Below are 21,559 nucleotides of genomic sequence, written 5' to 3' on the forward strand. Positions count from 1 at the left end.
TGAAGACCGATCGGATTGCAATTTCGTTAATAGAGCAACCTGGGCGCGGCATTTTTGATGCACGTGCCCAATAAATTTTAGGGGTTTTTCCCGCCTTGGCGAAATGGCCTACGCGGGAACCCTAACTTTTTCACTGAGCGTGCGGATCTTCGTCAACGTGTCCAGGTTCTGGTTGACGCGGCAGTAGAATTCCTCGTTGACGAAGGGGCGAACAACAAAGTCGTTGCCGCCCGCTTTCAGGAAACGCGCCGAGAGCAGCCGGTTGGTGGAGGACGAAACACCGATGATACGCAGCTGATGCGGCCCGTAGGAACCGCGGATACGCCGCGTCAGCTCGAAGCCGTCGATATCGGGCATGTTGTAGTCGGTGATGACAAGACCGATGTCGGGATTGTTCTTGAGAAGTTCGAGCGCCATCGCACCGTTTTCCGCCGAGCTGGTGCGGAAGTTGTAGCGCTTGAGCTGCGTCGTCAGAAGCGCGCGCGCCGTCGGGCTATCGTCGACAATCAACACATGGTGCTTGTGGTTGGTGAGGAAGCGGCAGACGGATTCCGCCAGCATGTCGACCGCAAAGACGCTGTCCTTGATCACGTAGTCGACGATCTCCTTGGCGAGGATCTTCTCGCGCGTCGACTCCTGGAACGAACCGGTAAACACGACGGTCGGCACGCTCATGTCGATCAGGTAGTTGAGCGCCTCACCGTTCTCCGCCCCCGGAAGGTTGATGTTGGAGATGGCGAGCGACGCCGGAAAAGTCGCGTTTTCGACGGCGAACTGCAGGTCATCATAGTCGCGGCAGACGATGACATCGATGTCGAACAGCTCTTTCAGCCGCTTCGAAACCATCGACGAGAAGAGGTTGGAGTCCTCGGCAAGCACGATACGGTGCTCGGCAAGGGATTCGCCGGAATAGTACATTCCGGAAACGCCAAAAAACGACATTGAACGCCTATGTAAAAGAGTGTCCCCCAACAGCGCCCAAGCGTTCTTCATGCCCGCAAAGTCACTGTAACTTGCAGCCGCCATGCTAGAGGACAAAGGCTTTCTCTGGTGTTAATGAGCGACCGCCGAAATGACGAGGTCGCGTGCGGACATGGCAGTTTCCGCACGCTGCCATCGCCAACGGCCGTCAATGCCGGGGCGCCACCCCGCGCCGCTCGTCGGCCGTCTTGCGAATGACGTCGGCGATCTCCGGATTGCTGCTCGACAGCATCTGGAAATCCTCCGAGTAGAGCGACAGCAGCGACACCTCTGTGGCGGCGCTGACGGTCGCCGAGCGCGGCTCGCCTGAAATCAGCGCCATCTCGCCGAAGAAACTGCCGGGGCCGAGCTCGATGGGGGTCGGCGAAGAGGTCGCGATGGCGACGCGTCCCTCGACGATGAAGAACATCTGGTCACCCGCCTCGCCCTTGCGGCAGATGATGGCGCCGGCTGGAACCACCCGGGGCCTGAGCGCCCGCACGATCTCCACGAAGGCGGCTGAACCGAGTTTCTGGAACAGCGGCACCGCCGCCACCAGCTGCCAATTGCGCACGAAATCCTGGCGGCGCACTTCTTCGAAAAATCCGGTGGCAAGAATGCCGGCCCAGAGCGCAAAGATGCCGATGCCGCTCATCATCACCAGACCGGCGAGCACCCGGCCGGCCAAAGTCTGCGGGATCTCGTCGCCATAGCCGGTGGTCGAAAGCGTCACCACTGCCCACCACATCGCCTGGGGAACGCTGCCGAACTTGTCGGGCTGGACATCGCGCTCGATGAGATAGGCGATCAGCGAGGCACCGAAGAGGACGATGCCGAACAGCGAGGTCACACCGATGAGATTGGGGGCAGCCCGTGACACGACGCGGCCGAGCAGCCGGAAGAAGGTCGATTCACGCAAGGGCTTCAACAGCCAGATGCCGCAAAAGAGACTTTGATCGCGGCTATCGACAAGCAGGAATGCGGCAAGCGGAACGAACACCGCGGCCGCATCGATAAGGAGTTCCGCGATCGGCGTGCGGCGGTCGGCGGCTTGCCACAGGACGAGCGTGTCGGCCAGCTGGACGACGTAAAAAAGCCAGAGGCCGCCGAGCAGAAGCTCGAGCGAAAGCCTCGCCGTCGCGCCGATGTTGCGTGTCGTCAGAGCCGCTACGGCCGCGAGCCCGAGCGCTGCGAGCAGCCCGTTGACCGGTGTGGATATTCTCAGGAAAGGCCGTGCCGACATTCACTCCCCCAGCGGCCGCTCGCCTTGCGGCGACATCTCGCGGCCGCACGTGCCACCAGCGCAGTAACGCTTTGATCTAGAGCACAATTCTAGTCCTGAATCGATGCTCATTTAAGGGGATGTGAATGGAGCACGATCCAATTTCTAATAGCGCATGTCGGCCGGGCTCGCATCGCCCGCCGGTCGTCGATCCTCCTGGTACTGCTCGGCCCCTTCCACCGGCCTCAGCCACGGCTCGCGGCGCTTGATCCAGAGCTCGTAGCTCGGCTTCAGCGATGTCGGCGCTTCCGAGAGAATACCCAGCTTGACCTCCGCCTCGACCTCATCGACCGAGAACACCCGCGACCCGCAATGCGGGCAGAAGCATCGCCCCTGAAACGCCGAGGTTTCACCGCTGTGTTCGAACCGGTCTGCGGGCCAGATGCCATAGAAGGTGAAGGCGGAGCCGCTTTCCTTCCGGCAGTCCATGCAATGGCAGATTCCGACGCGACTTGGTTCGCCGCGAACCGAAACCTCAACCTGCCCGCAGAGGCATTTTCCCGAGAGACGCGTCATGGCTTTGTCCTGACCTGCAACTGTTGACGGCATGACGAAAACGGTGTCGCGCGTATTCGGTTCCCCGGCGTCGGTCTGTGCCGAAGCGTCACCGCACCTCTTCAACGACCGGCGGCACCCAGCGCCCTTCCTTCACGACGTCCTTCGGCACATAGGTGCGGAAGGTCAGCGAGAACGGCTTTCCCTCCGGCGCCGGCAACCAGTTGGCCTCGGCCACTCCCGTGACCGGCTTTGGGCCGATGGCGATCTTCAGCGAACCGTCTGCCTCCGCCGTCAGCTTCGAATTGCTATTGAAGTTGTATCGCTTGAGGTCGTTCGGAACGACGCGGTAATCCGGCACGCCGACGAGGATGACCGACCAATAGGCGTTGACGACGGCTGACGGCAGGTCGTTGGCCGGGAAGTGGATGACGTAGCTGTTGGAGCCATTGACCGGCTTTCCGGCTGCATCGCTCACCAGCGAGAAATAGACCACCTCGGTGGGAGAATTCCCCCAGATGCCGGCATAGTTGGTCACCGTGCGCTGAAGATAGTTGGAGCCGTAGATCCCAATATGGGTACCGACACCCCAGCCATTCTTGACCTCGACGGTCCTGGCTATGCCATGCTGGACAAAGTCCGGCGCGATCTTGTCCCGCAGTGCCTTGTCGACAGCCGCGCGCGCCTCCGGATTGCTGGCGACGTAAGCCGCAACGAAACGCACCTGCTGCTGCATTTGCGCCGCGATCGGGGAGACGTCGAGCGCGCTGCCGAGGATCGCGTCGACGTTGTCGAACGCTTCGGCGCCGATAAGCGTCTGGTTGTCGAAGTTCGGCACTTCAGGGGCCGGCACCGGCGTCACCTCGCCGAGCGGCGTCGCCTTGAACTGCTTCTGCAGCGCCAGTGCACCCTCGGGATCACCCTTGATCTCGACCCGGGCCAGCATCTTCGCCTTGGCGGAGTGCAACTCGATCCGAGCGGCATCGGCGGGGATCGCCACCGTCGAGCCCGGCCTCACCAGCGCGAACTTGCCGAACGGCTTCGACGGGAAGGTCCGTTCGTTGATGTTGACGATGACCTCGCCCCATTCGTCGAGGATCTGCGCGGTGTAGTAACGCCCCTTGATCTCGGGCACTTCGAGCAGCACGCCACCGTCGTCATCGCTGGCAAACCAGGCTTCGAGATAGGCAACGTCGAAGTTTGGGTTGACGAAATCGGCCGACCCGAGCGGATTGTACTTGATGGTGTTCCAGGCGAAGCCCTTACCCTTGGTATCGGTCTGCTCCTGACGGATCACGAGCAGCCGCCCAAGAAGATAGATATAGGCGTCCTCAATCGTCTTTTCGTCGGGTGCGGTCTGTCCTGAGGTTTGCGCCAGCGTCATCGAGGGCAGCGGCAGCGAGAGCGCTATTGCGCCGGCAAGCACGTACTTGCAAAGGGTGTTCATCGGGCACCTCATTGTGTTTGCAACGACTACATGGCCGATTTACTTGGCCACCGCGACAGCCGGCGGCGTCCAGGAGCCGTCGGTCACGGCGACCTTTGGCCAATAGGCGCGGACATAAAGCGAGAAATCGGCGCCTTTCGGCGATGGCAGCCAGTTCGCCTCCTTGTCCTTTCCCGGGCTTTCGGACTGGACATAGATGGTGAGCGAACCGTCGGCATTGTGCTTCAGCGTCTTGTTCTTGGTGCCCAACGAATAGCGGTTCAGTTCGTTCGGCTCGAAGAAATGGTGCTGGTTGTAAAGCGTCAGCGACCAGAAGCCGTTGACGGGCGGCGTCTCGTCCTTTGCGAAGGTGACCGTGTAGCGCTTGCCGCCGTTCAGCCGCGTCCCGGCCTCGTCGAAATCCTGATAGAAGTACTTCGTCTCGTTCGGCGAATTGACCAGGATGTTGGACTTGGCGACGGCGGTGCGGGTGAAATAGTCCGTGCCGAAGGCCGCTTCGTTGGAGATCGTGCTCCAGTGATGCGGCAACTGCTGGCCGTAGTTGCGGAACTCGAACAGCGGCTTGATCAGCTCTTCTTCCGCGGCCTTCGCCGCCTCGGTCATGACAGCCTTGAGCTTCGGATCGGTCTTCGCCGCTTCCAGCACCGCCAGCACCTGGGCGTAGCGGGCTTCTTCGCCCGGCATCGGCGGCGCATCGGCAAGCACCAGCGGCAGTTCGTCGAAGAACTTTTCCGGCACCACCCATTTGACCTCTTCCGACCCGACGGGCGCGGCCTCGGCCGGACCCGGCAGGTTCGCCCAGTCGGTGGATTTGATCGTGCCGTCGTACTGCGCCAGCGGATACATCATCACCTGCCTCAGCGGCTCCTGGATCGCCTTTCGATCCGCGTCGGTGTCATCCATGAAGAGGCGTGGCGCGACGAAGCCGCTATTGGTCGAGGAGCGGAAGACCTGGGTGATGCCCTTGGGCACCTCGCCCTTCCAGTTCGGTCCGACAATCATGTAGAATCCAGGCGTCGTCGCATACATCTTGCCGAGCCTGACGATGCTGTCGGTTCGCGTATCCACCATCTGGTAGACCCAGAAACGATCGCCGAAATCGGGCACCTGGATGACCACCGGCGACAGATCGAGCGCCAGCGATCCGGCACCGTAGACTACATCCTGGTTCGGACAGGCGACGAGCCGCTCACCCGGGTCGACATAATCCGTCAGCATGGTGACGGTGTTGAGCGGGGCCTGGATGACCGGGCCCGATCGCGCCGGCGCCTTTATCGGGGCAGAGGCGAGCCGGCGATTGTAGACGTTAACGAGCGGCCAGGCCCAGAAATAGGCGTCACGCGCAACGAGTGCCGCATAGGCCTCCGTCACCTTCACGCGCGTGTCCGGGCCGGGAGGAAGGGCCCTTGCCCATTGCGGCGACGATTGCAGGTCCAGGCCGGACGCGCTGCCGGCGCAACCGAACGCGGTCATGAGGGACAGGAATGCGAGCGCGTTCTTGGAAGTCATGGGTTCCTCCACCGTTCTCCAACAGGAGACTTCAGGCACCGCCTCGAAGGAAGTACGTAACGGTTACAAAAAGCGAAACCGGCGCTGGAATCCGGCACTCGGGCCGCCCCGACAAACCGTCTGCCCCACACGCGATTTTCAGTATAAGATACCACCATGAGTGAAGCCCAGCCTCTCTTCGACATGCTGCGCCAAACCGTGCAGCCAGACATCGCCGATGCGTTGGAGCGTTTCATCCGGGAAGCGCCGGACCGCAAGCTTTGCCGTGTCAATGCGCTGGCCTTTGCCGCCGAGCACGGGCTCAACGAGGAAAAGGTGATCGCGGCTTTCCTGCACGCCTCCCGGCTCGGTCTCTTCGAGCTTTCCTGGAACGTGCTCTGCCCCGGTTGCGGCGGCGTTCTTGATTCCAACACCTCGCTGAAGACGGTGCAGAGCGACACCTATACCTGCTCGCTCTGCGCCGCCGGCTACGAGCCGACGCTGGACGAGATGGTGGAGGTGACCTTCACCGTGAACCCGCGCGTCCGGCACATCGAGGCGCACAACCCACATGAGCTGCCGCCGTTTGAATATTTCCGCCAGATCTACTGGGGCTCCGGCATCGAGCTGCCGGAAGAGGACTACGAGGCCCAGATCGACGATTTCGTGCTGGAAGCGCTGGAGTTGCCGCCCGGCGAGAAGGCGGTCATTTCACTGCAACTGCCGGCGGAGTTCATCATCGTCTTCGAGCCGGTGACGCATGCGGCGCAGTTCATCGACGTCAAGGGCGAGCCGACCAAGGAGCGGCGCACGCTGTCGCTGGTCTTCGATCGCGGCCACCGCCATGACGAGGCGCTGACCATGCAACCGGGGCCCTTACGCATCCAGGTGGAAAACCACACGGATGTGCGCACCCTGCCCTCCGTCTGCATCGCCAACGACACGTTGCACGACATTCTCGGCCGAAGGCGCCCGTTCCTCACCGCCAAGCGACTGCTTTCCAACCAGACGTTTCGCGACATATACCGCACCGACACGATCGACGTGGACCAGCGGCTGAAGATCACCAGCCTCACCTTCCTGTTCACCGATCTGCGCGGCTCGACCGAGCTTTACGAGCGGGTCGGCGACCTCGCCGCCTTCGATCTGGTGCGCACCCATTTCACCGTCGTCAACGAGATCGTCGCGGCGGAAGCCGGCGCCGTGGTCAAGACGATCGGCGATGCCGTCATGGCCACCTTCCCGACACCTGACCGGGCAGTCGCCGCCGCCATGCGCATGCGCGATGCGATGCGCGAACTGAACGACGCGCGCGGCGCTGAAGACCTGCTCCTGAAGATCGGTATTCACGAAGGGCCGTGCATCGCCGTCAACCTTAACGAGCGCCAGGACTATTTCGGCCAGACGGTCAACATCGCTTCGCGCGTCCAGCACCTTGCCACCTCGCGCGAGATTTTCGCGACCAGCGCGGTGCTCGAGGACCCGCGCGCATCGAGCCTCTTGAGCGACCGCGGCCTCAATCCGCAGTCGCACAATGTCGCTCTGCGCGGCATCACCAACGAGATCAGCATCTTCTTGATCCCGTAAGCGCGGCTGGCCTTCTGGATTGCCGCAATTCCGGACGGAAAACCGCTTCACACTTTTCCTGGAATTGCCTGAAACGACCGCAATTCCGGACGGAAAACCCTGGAGTTGCTTAGACCACCGGCGGTATCAGCGTCAGCACGTCGCCGTCAGCGGGGATCACCAGCTTCGTCAGGGGTATGCCATGGGCATCGGCTGCTGCCCTGAGCTCGCTCCGGCTGACCGTCGCGTGATCCAGCGCCTCCATGTGCGTTGCAATGACGACGCTGTTCTTCGCCGTCTCGCAAACCTTGATCGTCTGCTCGGCATCCATGACGATGAGATCGCCACTCCATTTCGCGCCGCAGGAATGGGTGACGATGATGTCCGGCTTCGTTTCACGGATCGTGTTCTCGATCGCCGGATAGAAGACCGTGTCGCCGGCCCAGTAGACCGACGGTTCGCCCTTCGCCTCGAGAGTAAAGCCGATGACCGGCCCCATGTCCTGGACGACGGGGCCAAGCCCGTGGCTGCCGTCGCGCCGGGTCAGCTTCAGCCCCTGCCAACGAGCCTCGTCCATCAGCGGCGTGACGTCACGGAAGCCGGCGGCGCGGATCGCCTGCTCGTCGCCCGGCTGGCAGAAGATCGGCAGGCCCTTCGGCACGCGCTCCTTGGCGGTGTCGTCAAAGTGATCCTCATGCAGATGCGAGATGATCACGAGTTCGACGCCGGCGAGGATCGTATCGATATCGACCGGCAGCTCGACCGTCGGATTGGGTGAGCGTCCGGCAAAGGACGGCAGGCTGTCCTTCGGACCGAGAAAGGGATCGATGAGCACGGTGTGGCCGGCATAGTCGAGCTTGAGCGTGGCGTTGCGGATAAGCTGGAGTTTCATGGCGAGTCCTCCCTTGCCGGAACCGGCATTGACCTTTGCGGCGATCCTTGCGCAACCCGCGATGAAATCAAGCCCTGAAATCGCGCCCGCGTCGCTCGTCGTCAGCCAGTATGCGCGCGACATGCGACGGAATGAAAAAGTAATCAAACCGCAACCACTGTTTGAAGGCCGTTCTTAACTTCGCCCATGAAGGATAGCCGCTACCATCAACTCCGTGGAGTTTCCGACGTGGAAGGGACCAATAGCGGCACACGTTACGCGCGGGCATGGGGAACGGCCGTTGGACTGTTCGCGGGCGCCATTGCGGCCTTCTCTTTTGTCGCGCCGACCTTCGCCCGCCTTCTCGGCGCGTCCGGCGAAGCGGAAACCACTGCGCTCGTGGTCATGCTTGCCGCCTGGGCGATACCCGCGGCCTATATTATTCTTGCGGCGTGGCTGGCGAAAATCTCGGCCGCGCGCGCCAAAGCGCTTGGCATGCCCGCCGCGATCGGTGTCTGCATTGCGCTCCTGGCGCTCGCCAACTTCCCCGTCAGCATTGCCACAGGCGCACTTCGCTCCACCGATTTCGCTGCCGGCCTTCTGGGCAAGACGCTCATGCCACATGCGATGATCGGCGCCGTGATCGCGCTCGCCACGCTCAGCCAGCTGCCTGCAGCGCGCAAGCCGCGCACGGGCCACCATGCCGTCGCCTACGTCCTCTGGCATTCCCTGCTCGTCTTTCTGACGGCGATGGGCCTCGGCATTGTCGTTTGCCAGATCTGGCTGCTGGCGCTGGGATTCCACGGACTGATTGTGCTCTGGTCCCTCGTGAGGGCACTCATCTATATGGAGCACGTCACGCTCTATCCGATGCTGCCGCTGGCGTTGTTTTTCGCTGCCTCCATCTATTTCGTATGGAGCAATCGCAATCAATCAAGCGCATCGGCAGACGCGGTTCAAGCGAAGGCCGGCGCAGAGGGCGTGAGCCAGCGCGAATGAAGCCCTAGCGTTGGTCAATCCGCACTCCGCCTTCCTAACCCGGCTCCATCGTCCTTGCCCCTCACCGCCAGCCGCAATCCCATGGCTGCCCCCTTGCCGCCCGGTGACAGGCAAACGCGCGGCCGCAGGCGTGGGTTGCGGCAATCGTCGTGCGGCCGCGGCCCGAGCCGCGAGTAAACATCTGCCGGAAGGCGACGTCCGCATTTGCAGGGCAATTGGCATAGTTCTTTTTCGGCAGCTCGGCGGGCGGGCTGATCGCTCGGGTGCCGGTGTTCTTCGCCGGTATCTTGGCGGTTCCCTGGGTTTCGCTCGGCTCGGGCAGCTTCGCCTCGCGCCGGATCGTCACGCAGCGACCGTCCTTTGCCTCCTGGTTTCGCGCGCAGGAAAGCGGGCATATCCGCGCCTTCTCGGCCTTCAGGCGCTCGAGCACGTCGCTGGAAGGTTCGAGCGTCGCAAGCTCCACCTTGCTGTGCCTGGCGAATGCTTCGAGCGCCTTGCGGCTGCCTGAGCCCCACAGCCCATCCTCGCTGCCCGCCTGGCAGCCGAGCCGGTTCAGCTGCTGCTGGATCGATCGGGTCAGCGCGCGATCGTCGGTACTCGCTGCGGCTGCCGCCAGGTCAACCGCCGCCACGAGCTGGCCGGCCGGCACGTCGGTCACGCCCCCGGGAGCAGAGACCCGCTCGATGATGCGGATCTTGGCCCGCGCAAGCGAAGCGAAGGCCCCATCGGGATATTGCTGCAGATAGGCATCGAACAGATCGCGGTCCGTCGCATCCTTGATCGTTTCCCAATAGGCAAGCTCGGCGGCCTGATTTGTCGCCGGCTCCTGGGCGGCGGCCGGCTGGCTGCCATCGGCAGGCTTCAGCACCACCTCGCCGGTCAGCGAGGAATTGTCCCAGGGCACCTGCTTGCCGCCGGTTGCCGCCAGAACGTCGCGGCGGACCTCGATCAGCTCGCGGGTGATGTCGCGGCCCGGCTCGCCGAGATGCTTGAGAAGCGCCGAGGTAAAGGGCGAATTGCGCCCGCTGCCATCGAGCGCGACATTGCCAGGCTGGGTGGCAAAGGCGATCAGCGTGCCGATGCCGGTGCCGACCTTGGCAAGGCCGCGGCCAACGGACGCCGAGCGCGTGCCCATGGAGCGGGCGAGATTGACCGCGAGCGGATTGTCGCGGCAGGCATCGAGCAGCACAACATTGACCCGCGTGCTCCTTTCCATTGCCGACAGGATCAGGTTCATCGGCACCGCCTCGAAATCGAGATCGACATGGGAAGCGAGCCTGGCGTCGACGGGGGCAAGATAGTTTTCGCCATCCACCTGAAGACCGTGGCCGGCATAGAAGAACAGCGCCAGATCGGCGCCATCGAGCCGGCCGACGAAATCGCGCAATACGCGCCGCACGCCCGAGAGGTCGAGATCGACACCAATCACCACCTCGAAGCCGAGCCCTCCGAGCTTCGCCGCCATGTCGGCAGCGTCGTTGCCGGGATTGGGTAGCGTTGCCACGTGCTGATAGGCGGAGTTGCCGATGACCAGCGCCACGCGCTTCTCGGCAAGGGCCTGCGAGGCGCAAAACACCAACAGAACGGCCAAGGCGGTGCGAAGGAATGGCATGGTTCCCCTCCGGCAATGCGCGAACGACCGTGGCGATCGACGCTGGCCGAACAGCCGAGCGTGCTACCGGGCATGGGTCGTGTCAATGCGCTTCAAAGGGGTGGCAAAGGCCTTCGCCAGCCCCCTGTCTCTCGTCGTAGTGACGGACGGGAGTGCCGGTTCATTCGCCATCCAATGGGATTAGCGCGCCGTGACTAGCGGAGGGTGCGAAGGCACCCTGCTCGCAAATGGAAACACCGAAAGGGGAAAGCTGCTCTCGATTCCGAGAGCCAGAGCGTCTTCTGTGCGGTCCTCTGAACGAACCGCGCTCCAGGGGCGCGGAAGAGGTCCGCGCCCTTCAGTGACCGGTTTTCCGGCTACTTCACCACGACATTGCCGTTGACGATCTCGACATTCTCGTCGCCCTGCAGGCCGATGCGGTCGCCGCTCGGCGCGGTCACGAAACAGCCGCTCGGGCAGATCATTTCCGTTGCTCCGGATGCAATCGCCACTTCCATGCGGCTCTCGCCTTCCACGACGACCAGGACGGCGGTCTCGCTATCCTTGTTGGTGACGGTCGCGGCGGAGGCTGCCTCAGCCACCAATACGCCGGTCACCATGACGCCGGAAAGCAAAGCAATTACAAATTTCTTCATTGCCCATCGGCGCACAGGGCGCCGCCCTCTCGTCGAGCCGGCCGCCCCGTCGGTTTCGCGACGCTGCGCCGGCCACCTCTTCAGCCGATGACAACGTAATCGGTCACCAGGAGAATTGCATGCTTTTTATGGCAGCCTGGCTGAATGGGCGCTGAATGCTCCGTTTATCAGCGGTTTGGGTTGTCAGCGGTCTCCGGTGTCAGCGGTCTGGGCTCGACCTGCGGCTGGCCGTCCGGCGCTTGCCCGCTTCCTCGAGATCGCGCTCCTCGTTAAGCGGTGCCGCGGACGTCTTCTTCTCCGAAACGTCAGCCTTGGCGGACGCTCTTGCCTCGGCCGACGTGGCACCCTTCGGTTCGCCAACTTGTTCCGGATGATGGCTCTCGATGCCCGTCTGGTCCTCGACCGGTACGTCCTCGATCTTGACCGGGAACGGGGCGCCGATGCCCTCGTCGCGGAAACGCTCGTAGATCGACACGCGCAGGTCGTTGCGCACGCCGCCGCCGGTGAGCACGTCAGCGACATAAATCCGGAGCTCGAAGGTCATGCGCTCGTCGCCAAAGGCGGTGAAGCCGACGGTCGGCGACGGGTTCTTCAGCACCATCGGATGCGCGGCGGCAATCTCGGACAGCAGTTCCATGATCCGACGCGGCTCGCTGGCATAGGTAACGGTGACGGCGATTTCGGAGCGGCCGAGCTTGTTGCGATGCGTCCAGTTGCCGACCGAGGCGTTGATGAGCAGCGAGTTCGGCATCATGATCGACTGGTGCTGGAAGGTCTCGATCTCGGTTGCACGGACCGAGATGCGCTTGACGAAACCTTCCGTCGTGCCACTGACGATCCAGTCGCCCACCTTGAACGGTCGCTCGACAAGCAGGATCAGGCCCGAGACGAAATTCGAGACGATGTTCTGCAGACCGAAACCGACGCCGAGTGAGAGGGCACCGGCGACGAGCGCGAGGTTGGACAAATCGATGCCCGCCGCCGACAGGCCGATGAGGCCCGCAAGGCCGACGCCGGTATAGCCGATGCCGGTGCGGATCGAGTTGCGCACGCCGGCATCGACGCGGCTGCGCGCCATGATGTTGCCGTCGATCCAGCGCTGGACGAAGCGGGTGACGACATAGCCGAGCGCAAAGAACAGGATGCCCGCGAGAATGCCGACGAGTGAAATGGTGATCGAGCCGATCCGGATCTCGGTCACCATCCGGTAAGCCCAGGACTCGATGTCGGCGACCTGGAAGCCCCACTGCAAGAGGATCAGCGGGATGAAGACCATCACGACCAGCGCATAGATGCTGAGGCCCGCGGCAAGACCGATCTGGTCGAGCGCCACCTGTTCCAGATTGTAGCGCCGCTCGAGATAGCGCCCGGCGGCCGTCTCGGCGAACGCACCCTGCTTGGCAACGGCTCGGCCGGTGAGAATCCCGATGTACATCGTCACCACGATCGCGCCGGTGATGATGATCTGCGTGGCGATGAAGCGCGCGAGACCGACATAGCCGGAAACGGCTGCGATGATCAGCAGGGCGCCGGTCGCAAGCAGCGCGAAGGACACCACCCGCGGCCAGGCATGGCCATGAGCATCGAAGGACTCGTCCTTCCTGAGTGTCGGCTTGATCCAGGCCGACGCCATGATGATGAGGCCGATGACGATGGAGGCGATGTAGCTCTTGACGACGGTGAGGACCACCGGCGAGCCGAGCGCCTCGCTGACGCCGCCGAACAGGTAGTCAAGACCGTTGACCAGCGCCATGGCGAAGATCGCGATCATCAGCATCCTGGCGCCGCGATCGGAAACCCTGACGAGCCGCCAGCGCGCATCGCGCGGCGACAATACCGCCTGGGCGAGCCTCGTCACGAAGAACACCACAACGGCCACCCCGAGCGTGATGGCAATGATCGGTGCGATGTCGGAGCGCAGCACGTTGAAGCCACGCAGGAACAGGAAGCTTGAAATCGCAAAGGCCGCCGAGGCGATCGTCGGGATCAGCGTCGACCAGAAGGCAACCGAGAGCCGCCGGAAATAGCTCGGCTCCTCATCGGTAATGTCATGCTCGATCAGCGGGCGAAACAGCCTGCGGCTGCCGGAAAGGAACACGAGCGCCGCCAGCAGCGACAGGAACAGCGCCGTCAGGAGCGGCACGCGCTTGTAGTTCCAGGCAAAGCTCAGCCAGCTGCCGACACTGCGCGAAAGCACGCGGGTTTCGTCCGCCGTCGCCGTCAGCGCGTCGTCGAACATGCCGGTCGAGACTTCGGTGTTCTTCAAGAGCGTGTTGGAAAACAGCGCGCGCCTTGTCGCGGTAATGGTGTTGGAAAGCTTCGTCGCCTGGATCGAGAGACCCTCGGCCTCGCCGGTCAGCGCATTGATGGCGCCGCGCTCGGCCATCAGTCGTTTGCGCTCGGCCGTTACAATGTCGGCCTCGGGCGGCTGCCCCTCGGCGGGCGGATCGCCAAGTTCGGTGAGGCGCGCCTTGATTTCGTCGAGGCGCGGACGGGTCGAAACCGAAACGCCGATGATCTGCTTGGCGAGTGCATCGACCTGAACCTTGAGGTCGGCAAGCACGATGTCGTCGTCCTTCGCCTTTTCGACGCGGTCGGTCAGCCCTTTCAGTTCTTCGCCAGCCTTGGCAAGCTGCTCGGCCGCCTGGCTCTGCGCCGGCGGTGTGGCATCCGCCGGCACTGCCTCTTCAGCCGGCGGTGTTGCCGTCTGCGCCGGCTGAGCCGCCGTCGCGGCTGGCTGGGTACCAGCGGCTGGTGTCGCACCGTTGCCAGCGGGCTGCGCACCACCCTCAGCGGGTGCCGCTGCCTTGCCGGCCGGTTGCGTTGCGGTCTGGCCCGATTGAGCCGGTTGCGCCTTCTGCGTCGGCTCGGCTGCGTTCTGAGTTGTGGCTTGTGCCGGTTGCGTTGCCTTTTGCGCCATGACCGGACCGGCGGCGGCGAGCGCCAGCAGGCAGACGAGAATGGCAGGCAATTTTCCGACAGAACGCAATTTCATGATCCTTGCAGGTTGAGACCGTGGTGCGGAATCGCGTCAGCGGTCGTCACAATGCGATGTGAATACGAAAGACGGCGGAAAGATGCAAAACAGGCCGCAAATTAGCTTCCAATGCCGGATTTTTCGTCAGAAACCGGCTCCGGGCTGTGCCAGATAGGCAAGCTCGGCGTCCGTCGAGACGCGCGCCAGGAACGCATTTCGATGCGGGAAGCGGCCGAACTCTTCAATCACCTCGCGGTGGCGGATGGCATAGTTGAGATAGTCGGCATCGCCGAGTTCGGTAAAAAGCTTCACCGACATGGTCTGGTCGGTCAGGTTTTCCGAATGCTCGAACGGCAGATAGACGAAGGCCCGCGCTTCACGCCTGATCGCCATATCGGCGCCAATGCCGACGGCGAGCTTCGCCTCGTGCAGCGCCAGGCAATCGGTCGCAAACGCAAGCGGCGTGCCGCGATACATGTTGCGCGGCATCTGGTCGAGCAGGATGATCGCCGCCAGCCGGTTCTCAGGCGTTGCGCGCCAGATCTCGCTGACCCCACGGGCAAGCGTCAGGTGCGACGCCTGGAAACGCCGAATGCAGGCCTGATCCAGTTCGTGGCTCATCGTGAACCAGTCATCATAGGTGAGCTCGCCGAACCAGAAGTTCAAAACGTCGTCCGGCGTGCAGATTTCAACTTCGCTCATCATGTGGTCCCTCGTGCCGCTCTTCCGCCGGTCCTGCCCCCTTTCGAGGCCTGATCGGCAGCCATGCATGCGCTACAGCGCCGCGCGTCCTATCAGACGCGCAAAGGTCGCTGTAGCACTTTGAATTGCTGCATGTTTTGTCCTTCAATCGGCTACCATCAAAGGAAACATGCAGTAAGACATAGGCGCGGGCCGGCCCATGTCCATGCATGCCCGATGTCGATACACGCCTTACGCGCGCCGCGTGAGGATGGCAACAAAGGCGATGCCGCCGACAATGCCGGTGACGACGCCGATCGGCATGTCCTCCGGTGCCATGATGACGCGGGCCACGAGGTCGGCCATGATCAGCGTCAAGGCGCCAAAGAAAGCCGAGAGCGGGATGACCCGGACATTGTCGCTGCCGGCGAAAAGCCGCACGAAATGCGGCACCATCAGCCCGACGAAGCCGATCGCGCCGGAAAAGGCCACCATCACCCCGGTCAAAAGCGCGGTGACGACGAAGAGCGTCAGACGGAAACGACGCACGGGAATGCCGAGCGTCATCGCCGTCTCGTCACCCATGGCAAGCGCGTTGATCTCGCGCGATCGGATGACCAGCCAGCCGAGCGAGGCTGACAGCACCAGCGCCGGATAGATGAGATGCGGCCATTGTGCCAGGCCAAGGCCGCCGAGCATCCAGAAGATCACCGTGTGGGTCGCCCGCGGATCCCCCAGGAAGATCATGAGATTGCCGATCGACGTCAGCACGAAGGCGACGGCGACGCCGGCAAGCACCAGGCGATCGGCACTGGTACCGAGCACGCGGGACACGAAGGCGACCAGCACGGTTGCGAGCAGCGCGCCGCCAAAGGCAAAGAGCGGCACCGTGAGAAGACCGAGGATCATTCCGGTGTGAAGCAGCGCGACAATCGCCCCGAGCGCGCCGCCCGAGGAGACGCCGAGCAGATGCGGATCGGCGAGCGGATTGCGCGTCACCGACTGCAGCACCGCGCCCGTCAGCGCCAATCCGGCGCCGACGAGCCCCGCCAGCATGACCCGCGGCAGGCGCACGTCCCAGACGATGCTTTCGCGGCCCGCCGACCAGAAGGCCTCGACGCTGCCGGGCGCGAGCTTGCTGGCGACGATCGACCAGACGGTCGTCACCGGGATCGGCGCCGAGCCGAGCGACACGGCCGCAGTCACGGTCAGGAGAAGGAGCAGCAGCGCTGCCAACACCCCGACCCCGCCGCGGATCGCCCGTACGGGAACCACCCGCGAAACGGCAGCGGAACCAGGCGACGTATCCTCGGCCAGCATCGCTTACAGGCCTTCGCCGTGAAAGACCTTGGCGAGCCGGGCAATGGCGTCGATGTTGCGCGGCCCCGGTGTCGCCTCGACATAATCGAGCACCACGAAGCGATCGTTCTTCACCGCATCGATATTGGCGAAGGCCGGATTGTTCTTCATGAAGGCGATCTTGTCCTCGGCCTTCACCTCGCCGTAGTTGACGATGACCACCACTTCCGGATTGCGATCGATCACCGGCTCCCAGGAGACTTCCACCCAGCTCTTGTCGACGTCGTCCATGATGTTGGCGCCGCCGGCAGCCTCGATCATCGCCGTCGGAATGCCGAAGCGCCCTGACGTGAAGGGCTTTTCCTCGCCGGAATCATAGACGAAAACGCGGGTCGGCTTCTCCTGGCTCGCCGAAACCTTGGTGATTTCGGCGAGCTGGGCGCGGTAACCATCGACCAGCGCTTGCGCCCGATCCTCGACGCCGAAGATGCGGCCGAGATTGAGCAGATCGACGAACATGTCGTCCATCGTCGGCTTCTCCCTGGCCATCACGTGGATGCAGGATTCGGTGAGTTCGTAGACGCCGATCTTGAACGGCGCCAGCGTCTCGGGCGTCACCTCGCCGCCGACCTTCATGCCGTAGTTCCAGCCGGCGAAGAAGAAGTCGGCGTCGGCGTTGAGCAAAACTTCCTTGGTCGGATATTTTTCCGAAAGCTCCGGCAGTTCCTTCACGCCCTCGCGCAATCTTTCGTCCAGCGTCTTCCAGCCGGATACGCCGGTGTAGCCGACCATGCGGTCCTGCAGCTTCAGCGCCAGCATCATCTCGACCAGATTGACGTCGTTGGCGATCGCCCGCTTCGGCGCGGCATCGAAGGTCACCTCGCGGTTGCAGCTCTTGACGGTGACCGGATAGGCGAGCGCCGGCGTCGCCGTGGCGATGAGAAGCAGCAAGGCAGAGGAGGCAATGTTGATCTTCATGAAATGGATCCCTGTCGCGGAAGTGAAAACGAAAAACGCGCACTGCCGACGATGGCGGTGCTGTGGGCGGTGGCGGTGACGCCGAAGGCGGAGGAAAGCGCCCGCGGGCTCAGCACCTCATCGGGTGTGCCAAAGGCGGTGAGGCGCCCCGCCGTCACGATCGCCACGTCGGTGGCGAATTCGGCGGCGAGATTGATGTCGTGCAGTGTCGAGACGATCGTCAGCTTCAGCGTCTGCAAGAGCTCGAGGATTTCGAGCTGGTGGCGAATGTCGAGATGATTGGTCGGCTCATCGAGGATGATGATGCGCGGCTCCTGGGCAAGCGCCCGGGCAATCAGCACCCGCTGCTTCTCGCCGCCCGAAAGTGTGGCGAACTGGCGACCGGCGAGATGAACGAGATCGAGATGGGCAAGCGCGTGCTGCACCCGCTCGCGGTCCGTGTCCGTCCAGCCGTTGAGCCCTTCCCGCCGCGGAATGCGCCCCATCATCACCACGTCGCGCACGCTGAAGGGAAAATCGCCGGGCATTTCCTGCAGCACGACGGCAATCGTCTTTGCCGCTTCGCGCGCCGAGATCGACCACAGGTCGACGCCGTTGACCTCGATGCGGCCCGCATTCGGCTGCACCGCGCGGTAGAGGCAGCGCAGCAGCGAGGTCTTGCCGGCCCCATTCGGCCCGAGGATCGCAAGCCGGCTGCCCGCCTCGATCGCGAAGTCCATGTCTTCGACGAGTTTCAGCCCCGGTCGCGGCCCCCAGCAAAGCCCCTCGACACGAAGGGCCGCTCCTGTTGCGGTGCAGGTCATGATCTCATTCCTCCCCGCAATCTCATTGGAAGTGGCCCGCAACGTCTTCGGAGACGAGCATGGCAGCCGGAATGCGGGCAAGTGTCTTGCCCTTGAGACCGCGCGGCCGCTCGGCAGCACGCGTCATGCCGTCGCCGCGCTTCGCATAGGCGGCGGCAAAGCGGACGAGATCGTCGATATCTTCTTCCGGGGCGATATCGCCGAAGAGATAGGTCGCCTTGCCCGTTGCCTGGAAGGCGACGGTGCAGGGTCGGGTGCATGCCGCCATGCAGACCGTGCCGGCAATCGAGAAATCGCGGTCGAGCGGCTCGCCGAGCGCGGCGATGCTGCGGTTGAGACGCTTTATCAGCTCGGCACCCGGCAGGCAGGGGCCGCCGGTGAAGCGGCAATCGGTGCAGACCGTTATCTTGTGCTGTCGGGAAATCGGCTCGGCCATTTTCTCTCTCCGCCGGACTGACGGCAAGAGATGGCGAAGCGGCAGGATGACGGATGACCGTCGTGCGAAAGCCAGTTCTTTTCCATCGGAACACCCCGTCCGTTGTGGTTGATCGGTTCGATGGCAGGTCTCCTGGCTCGCGGGTCGCGGCGCATTCACGTCTTCCCGGCGTGTTGCCAGTGACATGGTGTGAATGCGCTGTCCGCTCACAGTTGCGGGGGCAGCCACGGTTTCGGTCCCGTCAGGGTCGTCCGTTCCGTGTTCCCTTTTCAGCCGCCTCCGCATTGTCGCGGACGCAGCACCATCGCGTCCTTCCTCGCATGAATCGGCGGATGAAACAACCGCTGGGGGCTTGCGCTCGGGATCTATCAACATGCGGCGTTTCGTCATGCGGATTTGTTATAAAATAACATTACAAAGATCAACTTGAAAATGATGCACAGCCGTTCAACTGCTCTCGACGGCGCAAGGGCGTCGCACGCGGGGCACGAACGGCGTATCCTTGATCTTTGGCTTGCGCGGAAAGGAGCTCTGCCATGGCGGCCTATTTGATCGCGGATGTCGATATCGCAGATGCAGCGGCCTTCGAGGAATACAGAAGAGAGGTGCCAGCTACGGAGGTCCGCTTTGGCGGGCGCTATCTCGGCCGCGGTGGCGCAACCCATGTGCTTGAAGGCGACTGGGAACCGCACCGGCTCGTCATCATCGAGTTCCCGGACATGCAGGCCTTGCTCTCCTGGTACCAATCGCCAGAATACCAGCGCCTGAAGGCGATCCGTGAGCGCTGTGCCAAGACACGGATCATAGCACTCGAAGGCGTCGCCATCTGAAGCGGAGCGCAAGACTGGCCGCAATCGCCGGCCTTCCCAGTCACTTCAAGCTTCGCAGCACGCGGATGAAGCCACTGCCGGGGCATGTGCTCCGGATTCATCGACATGGGGCGTTTCGTCAGGACAACAGCATAGCTAAGCCAGAGTTGAGTAGCCGGCGAAATTTGCAGTGACGCGGCCGCGCGTCGATTGTAACCGAAGCCCGTCGTCCTCCCGAAGCTGCCTTCCCACGCCGATCGGCCGACCGAGCGGGCCGACACTTGCAGACCGACGCCGAAGCGCCCCTCCTCGGCCCGCGCTGCGCCCGAAATCCGGCACGTTTAACGTACGTTACGCTCACGTAACCCTATGTCCGTTGAGAAAATCAGCGGCCGAAGCGACAATGGCGAAAGCTAGGATTGGGCATCGACAAGCCAGCGATAAAATCAACTTAGCCGCGCAAGTCCCGAAATGAAGTGATGGCAGTTCAACTCTCTACAGGGGATGGCAGTGAATCCAATTGACTTCTTCGTCGACACGCTTCGGACCTATCCGCCCGTCGCCGTCTTCCTCGCCCTTGGCATCGGTTTCCTGATCGGCCCGATCAAGGTCGCGGGGTTCAATCTCGGGAATGTCACCGCCACGCTTCTGGCGGGCGTCCTCATCGGGCAGCTGGGCATCCAGGTTTCCGGTGACCTGAAATCCACCCTGTTCCTCATCTTCCTGTTTGCCGTCGGCTACGGTGTCGGCCCGCAATTCGTGCGGGGCCTCAGCACCGACGGACCAAAACAGATCGCCTTTGCGCTCTCCGTCCTCGTGCTGTGCCTCATCGTTCCCTATCTCTGCGCGCTGATCGCCGGGCTGCCGCTCGGCTATGGCGCCGGCATGTACGCGGGATCGCAGACGATTTCCGCTGCAATCGGCGTTGCGACCGACCAGATCAATTCGCTCGGGTTGACGCCGGAGCAGGCCAAGACCTTCGCCGACCAGATCCCGATCGCCTATGCGGTGACCTATATCTGGGGCACGATCGGCTCCGCGATCATTCTGGCGCAGCTCGGCCCGAAACTTCTCGGCATCGATCTGCCGGCCGCCTGCAAGGAATATGAGGCCAAGCTCGGCGGCGGCACCGAGAGCAGCGAACCGGGGATTACCCGCGCCTATCACGACTTCGGCCTTCGCGCCTATCGCGTCGATCAGGCAAGCGGGCTGACCGGCAAGCCGGTCAAGGACATCCTTCCCGGCATCCGTGTCTTTGTCGAACGTCTGCGTCGCGGCGACCAGATCATCGAAGCCGACGGCAACACCGTGCTGCAGCCAGGTGACGTCGTTGCCTTTTCGGGCCGGCGTGCCGTGCTCGTCGAAAACCTCGACAGCAAGCTCATCGAGGTCGAGGACAAGGAGCTCCTGAATGCGGAAGCCGAAGTGGTCGACGTCTACGTCACCAGCAAGGCGCTTGCCGGCCAGACGCTCGCCGAAGTGAGCACCATGGACTGGGCGCGCGGCGTCTATGCCCGCAAGATCGTGCGCTCGCTGGTCGAAATCCCGGTCCTTCCCGGCACCACCGTCGAACGCGGCGATATTGTTACCATCGGCGGCGCCAAGAGGCACGTCGAAGCGGCGATCAAGGCGCTCGGCTTTGCCGATCGCCCGGTCGAAACCACCGACATCGCCTTCCTCGGCTGGGGGCTCTTCATCGGCGCGATGATCGGCGCCCTGACGCTGACGATCGGCGGCATCCCGATCGGCCTTTCGACGTCGGGTGGCGCGCTTCTGGCCGGTCTCGTGCTCGGCTGGCTGCGCACCACCTATCCCGCCTTCGGCCGCATCCCCTCGCCGGCCCTCTGGCTGATGAATACGCTCGGCCTCAACATCTTCATCGCCGTCGTCGGCATCGGCGCCGGCCCGGGCTTTGTCGCAGGCCTGCAGGAAGTCGGCATTTCGCTGTTCATCTGGGGTGTTGTCGCCACCTCCATCCCGATGATCGCCTCGGTGCTCCTCGGCCACTACGTCTTCAAATTCCACCCGGCGATCCTGTTTGGCGCCTGCGCCGGCGTCAGAACGACGACGGCAGCGCTCGGCATGATCCAGGAGGCGGCCAAGAGCAAGGTTCCTGCCCTCGGCTACGGCATGCCCTACGCCATCGGCAACACGCTGCTGACCATCTTCGGCCTCGTCATCGTCATAATGCTCGCCTGAGGCGGGCACGCAGAACCAAGGC

Annotated in this window: 19 protein-coding genes and 1 riboswitch; of the genes, 5 read left to right on the plus strand and 14 right to left on the minus strand. The window is 63.1% G+C overall.

Annotation, left to right across the window (positions count from 1 at the left end; translation table 11 throughout):
* Positions 1-108: 108 nt before the first annotated feature.
* The 5 genes from PWG15_RS09590 to PWG15_RS09610 form a co-directional block, all read right to left on the minus strand.
* A complete protein-coding gene (locus PWG15_RS09590; RefSeq protein ID WP_043619742.1) occupies positions 109-942 on the minus strand; it encodes a response regulator in 834 nt (277 codons plus the stop codon).
* A gap of 187 nt (positions 943-1,129) precedes the next feature.
* Positions 1,130-2,203, minus strand: coding sequence for a cyclic nucleotide-gated ion channel (locus PWG15_RS09595; RefSeq protein ID WP_275024189.1), 1,074 nt, complete (start codon positions 2,201-2,203; stop codon positions 1,130-1,132).
* A 144-nt stretch (positions 2,204-2,347) separates the two neighbouring features.
* Positions 2,348-2,758 carry a GFA family protein gene (locus PWG15_RS09600; RefSeq protein WP_275024190.1) on the minus strand — a complete coding sequence of 137 codons (411 nt, stop codon included), beginning with the start codon at positions 2,756-2,758 and terminating at the stop codon, positions 2,348-2,350.
* An 88-nt stretch (positions 2,759-2,846) separates the two neighbouring features.
* Positions 2,847-4,184, minus strand: a complete 1,338-nt coding sequence (locus PWG15_RS09605; protein WP_275024191.1) for a DUF1214 domain-containing protein — start codon at positions 4,182-4,184, stop codon at positions 2,847-2,849.
* 39 nt (positions 4,185-4,223) lie between these two features.
* Positions 4,224-5,693: a DUF1254 domain-containing protein gene (locus tag PWG15_RS09610; RefSeq protein ID WP_275024192.1), complete on the minus strand. Its 1,470-nt coding sequence runs from the start codon at positions 5,691-5,693 to the stop codon at positions 4,224-4,226.
* Between the two features lie 156 nt (positions 5,694-5,849).
* Between PWG15_RS09610 and PWG15_RS09615 the strand changes: the two genes are divergently transcribed.
* Positions 5,850-7,259, plus strand: coding sequence for an adenylate/guanylate cyclase domain-containing protein (locus PWG15_RS09615; RefSeq protein ID WP_275024193.1), 1,410 nt, complete (start codon positions 5,850-5,852; stop codon positions 7,257-7,259).
* Between the two features lie 109 nt (positions 7,260-7,368).
* On the opposite strand, the gene PWG15_RS09620 is transcribed toward PWG15_RS09615, so the two are convergent.
* Positions 7,369-8,130 carry an MBL fold metallo-hydrolase gene (locus PWG15_RS09620; protein ID WP_275024194.1) on the minus strand — a complete coding sequence of 254 codons (762 nt, stop codon included), beginning with the start codon at positions 8,128-8,130 and terminating at the stop codon, positions 7,369-7,371.
* 13 nt (positions 8,131-8,143) lie between these two features.
* On the opposite strand from PWG15_RS09620, the gene PWG15_RS09625 reads away from it, so the two are divergent.
* Complete coding sequence (locus PWG15_RS09625; RefSeq protein WP_275024195.1) at positions 8,144-8,308, plus strand: hypothetical protein; 165 nt, start codon at positions 8,144-8,146, stop codon at positions 8,306-8,308.
* Between the two features lie 50 nt (positions 8,309-8,358).
* A complete protein-coding gene (locus tag PWG15_RS09630; RefSeq protein WP_275024196.1) occupies positions 8,359-9,108 on the plus strand; it encodes a hypothetical protein in 750 nt (249 codons plus the stop codon).
* A gap of 61 nt (positions 9,109-9,169) precedes the next feature.
* Here the strand turns inward: PWG15_RS09630 and PWG15_RS09635 are convergent, their stop codons facing one another.
* From PWG15_RS09635 to PWG15_RS09670, 8 genes are all read right to left on the minus strand, one after another.
* The gene (locus tag PWG15_RS09635) at positions 9,170-10,720 is read right to left on the minus strand and encodes a caspase family protein (protein WP_275024197.1); all 1,551 of its coding nucleotides are present in this window, start codon (positions 10,718-10,720) and stop codon (positions 9,170-9,172) included.
* 356 nt (positions 10,721-11,076) lie between these two features.
* A complete protein-coding gene (locus PWG15_RS09640) occupies positions 11,077-11,355 on the minus strand; it encodes a hypothetical protein (protein ID WP_275024198.1) in 279 nt (92 codons plus the stop codon).
* 199 nt (positions 11,356-11,554) lie between these two features.
* Positions 11,555-14,350 (minus strand): mechanosensitive ion channel domain-containing protein, encoded by a 2,796-nt coding sequence (locus PWG15_RS09645; protein WP_275024199.1) that lies wholly within the window; start codon positions 14,348-14,350, stop codon positions 11,555-11,557.
* 126 nt (positions 14,351-14,476) lie between these two features.
* The gene (locus PWG15_RS09650; RefSeq protein ID WP_275024200.1) at positions 14,477-15,037 is read right to left on the minus strand and encodes a DUF924 family protein; all 561 of its coding nucleotides are present in this window, start codon (positions 15,035-15,037) and stop codon (positions 14,477-14,479) included.
* 228 nt (positions 15,038-15,265) lie between these two features.
* Positions 15,266-16,333 (minus strand): FecCD family ABC transporter permease, encoded by a 1,068-nt coding sequence (locus PWG15_RS09655; RefSeq protein WP_275024201.1) that lies wholly within the window; start codon positions 16,331-16,333, stop codon positions 15,266-15,268.
* 3 nt (positions 16,334-16,336) lie between these two features.
* Entirely contained in the window at positions 16,337-17,290 is a 954-nt protein-coding gene (locus PWG15_RS09660; protein WP_275024202.1) for an ABC transporter substrate-binding protein, read from the minus strand.
* A complete protein-coding gene (locus PWG15_RS09665; protein WP_275024203.1) occupies positions 17,287-18,093 on the minus strand; it encodes an ABC transporter ATP-binding protein in 807 nt (268 codons plus the stop codon). The genes PWG15_RS09660 and PWG15_RS09665 overlap by 4 nt, the downstream gene beginning before the upstream one ends.
* Before the next feature lie 22 nt (positions 18,094-18,115).
* Positions 18,116-18,529: a DUF1636 family protein gene (locus PWG15_RS09670; RefSeq protein ID WP_275024204.1), complete on the minus strand. Its 414-nt coding sequence runs from the start codon at positions 18,527-18,529 to the stop codon at positions 18,116-18,118.
* 105 nt (positions 18,530-18,634) lie between these two features.
* Positions 18,635-18,850: riboswitch (cobalamin riboswitch) on the minus strand.
* A gap of 215 nt (positions 18,851-19,065) precedes the next feature.
* Between PWG15_RS09670 and PWG15_RS09675 the strand changes: the two genes are divergently transcribed.
* Both PWG15_RS09675 and aspT read left to right on the plus strand, forming a co-directional pair.
* Positions 19,066-19,359: a DUF1330 domain-containing protein gene (locus tag PWG15_RS09675; RefSeq protein WP_275024205.1), complete on the plus strand. Its 294-nt coding sequence runs from the start codon at positions 19,066-19,068 to the stop codon at positions 19,357-19,359.
* A gap of 489 nt (positions 19,360-19,848) precedes the next feature.
* On the plus strand, positions 19,849-21,537 hold the full coding sequence (aspT, locus tag PWG15_RS09680) for an aspartate-alanine antiporter (RefSeq protein WP_275024206.1): 1,689 nt from the start codon (positions 19,849-19,851) through the stop codon (positions 21,535-21,537).
* Positions 21,538-21,559 lie beyond the last annotated feature (22 nt).

Source organism: Ensifer adhaerens (assembly GCF_028993555.1).
Taxonomy (GTDB): Bacteria; Pseudomonadota; Alphaproteobacteria; order Rhizobiales; family Rhizobiaceae; genus Ensifer; species Ensifer adhaerens_I.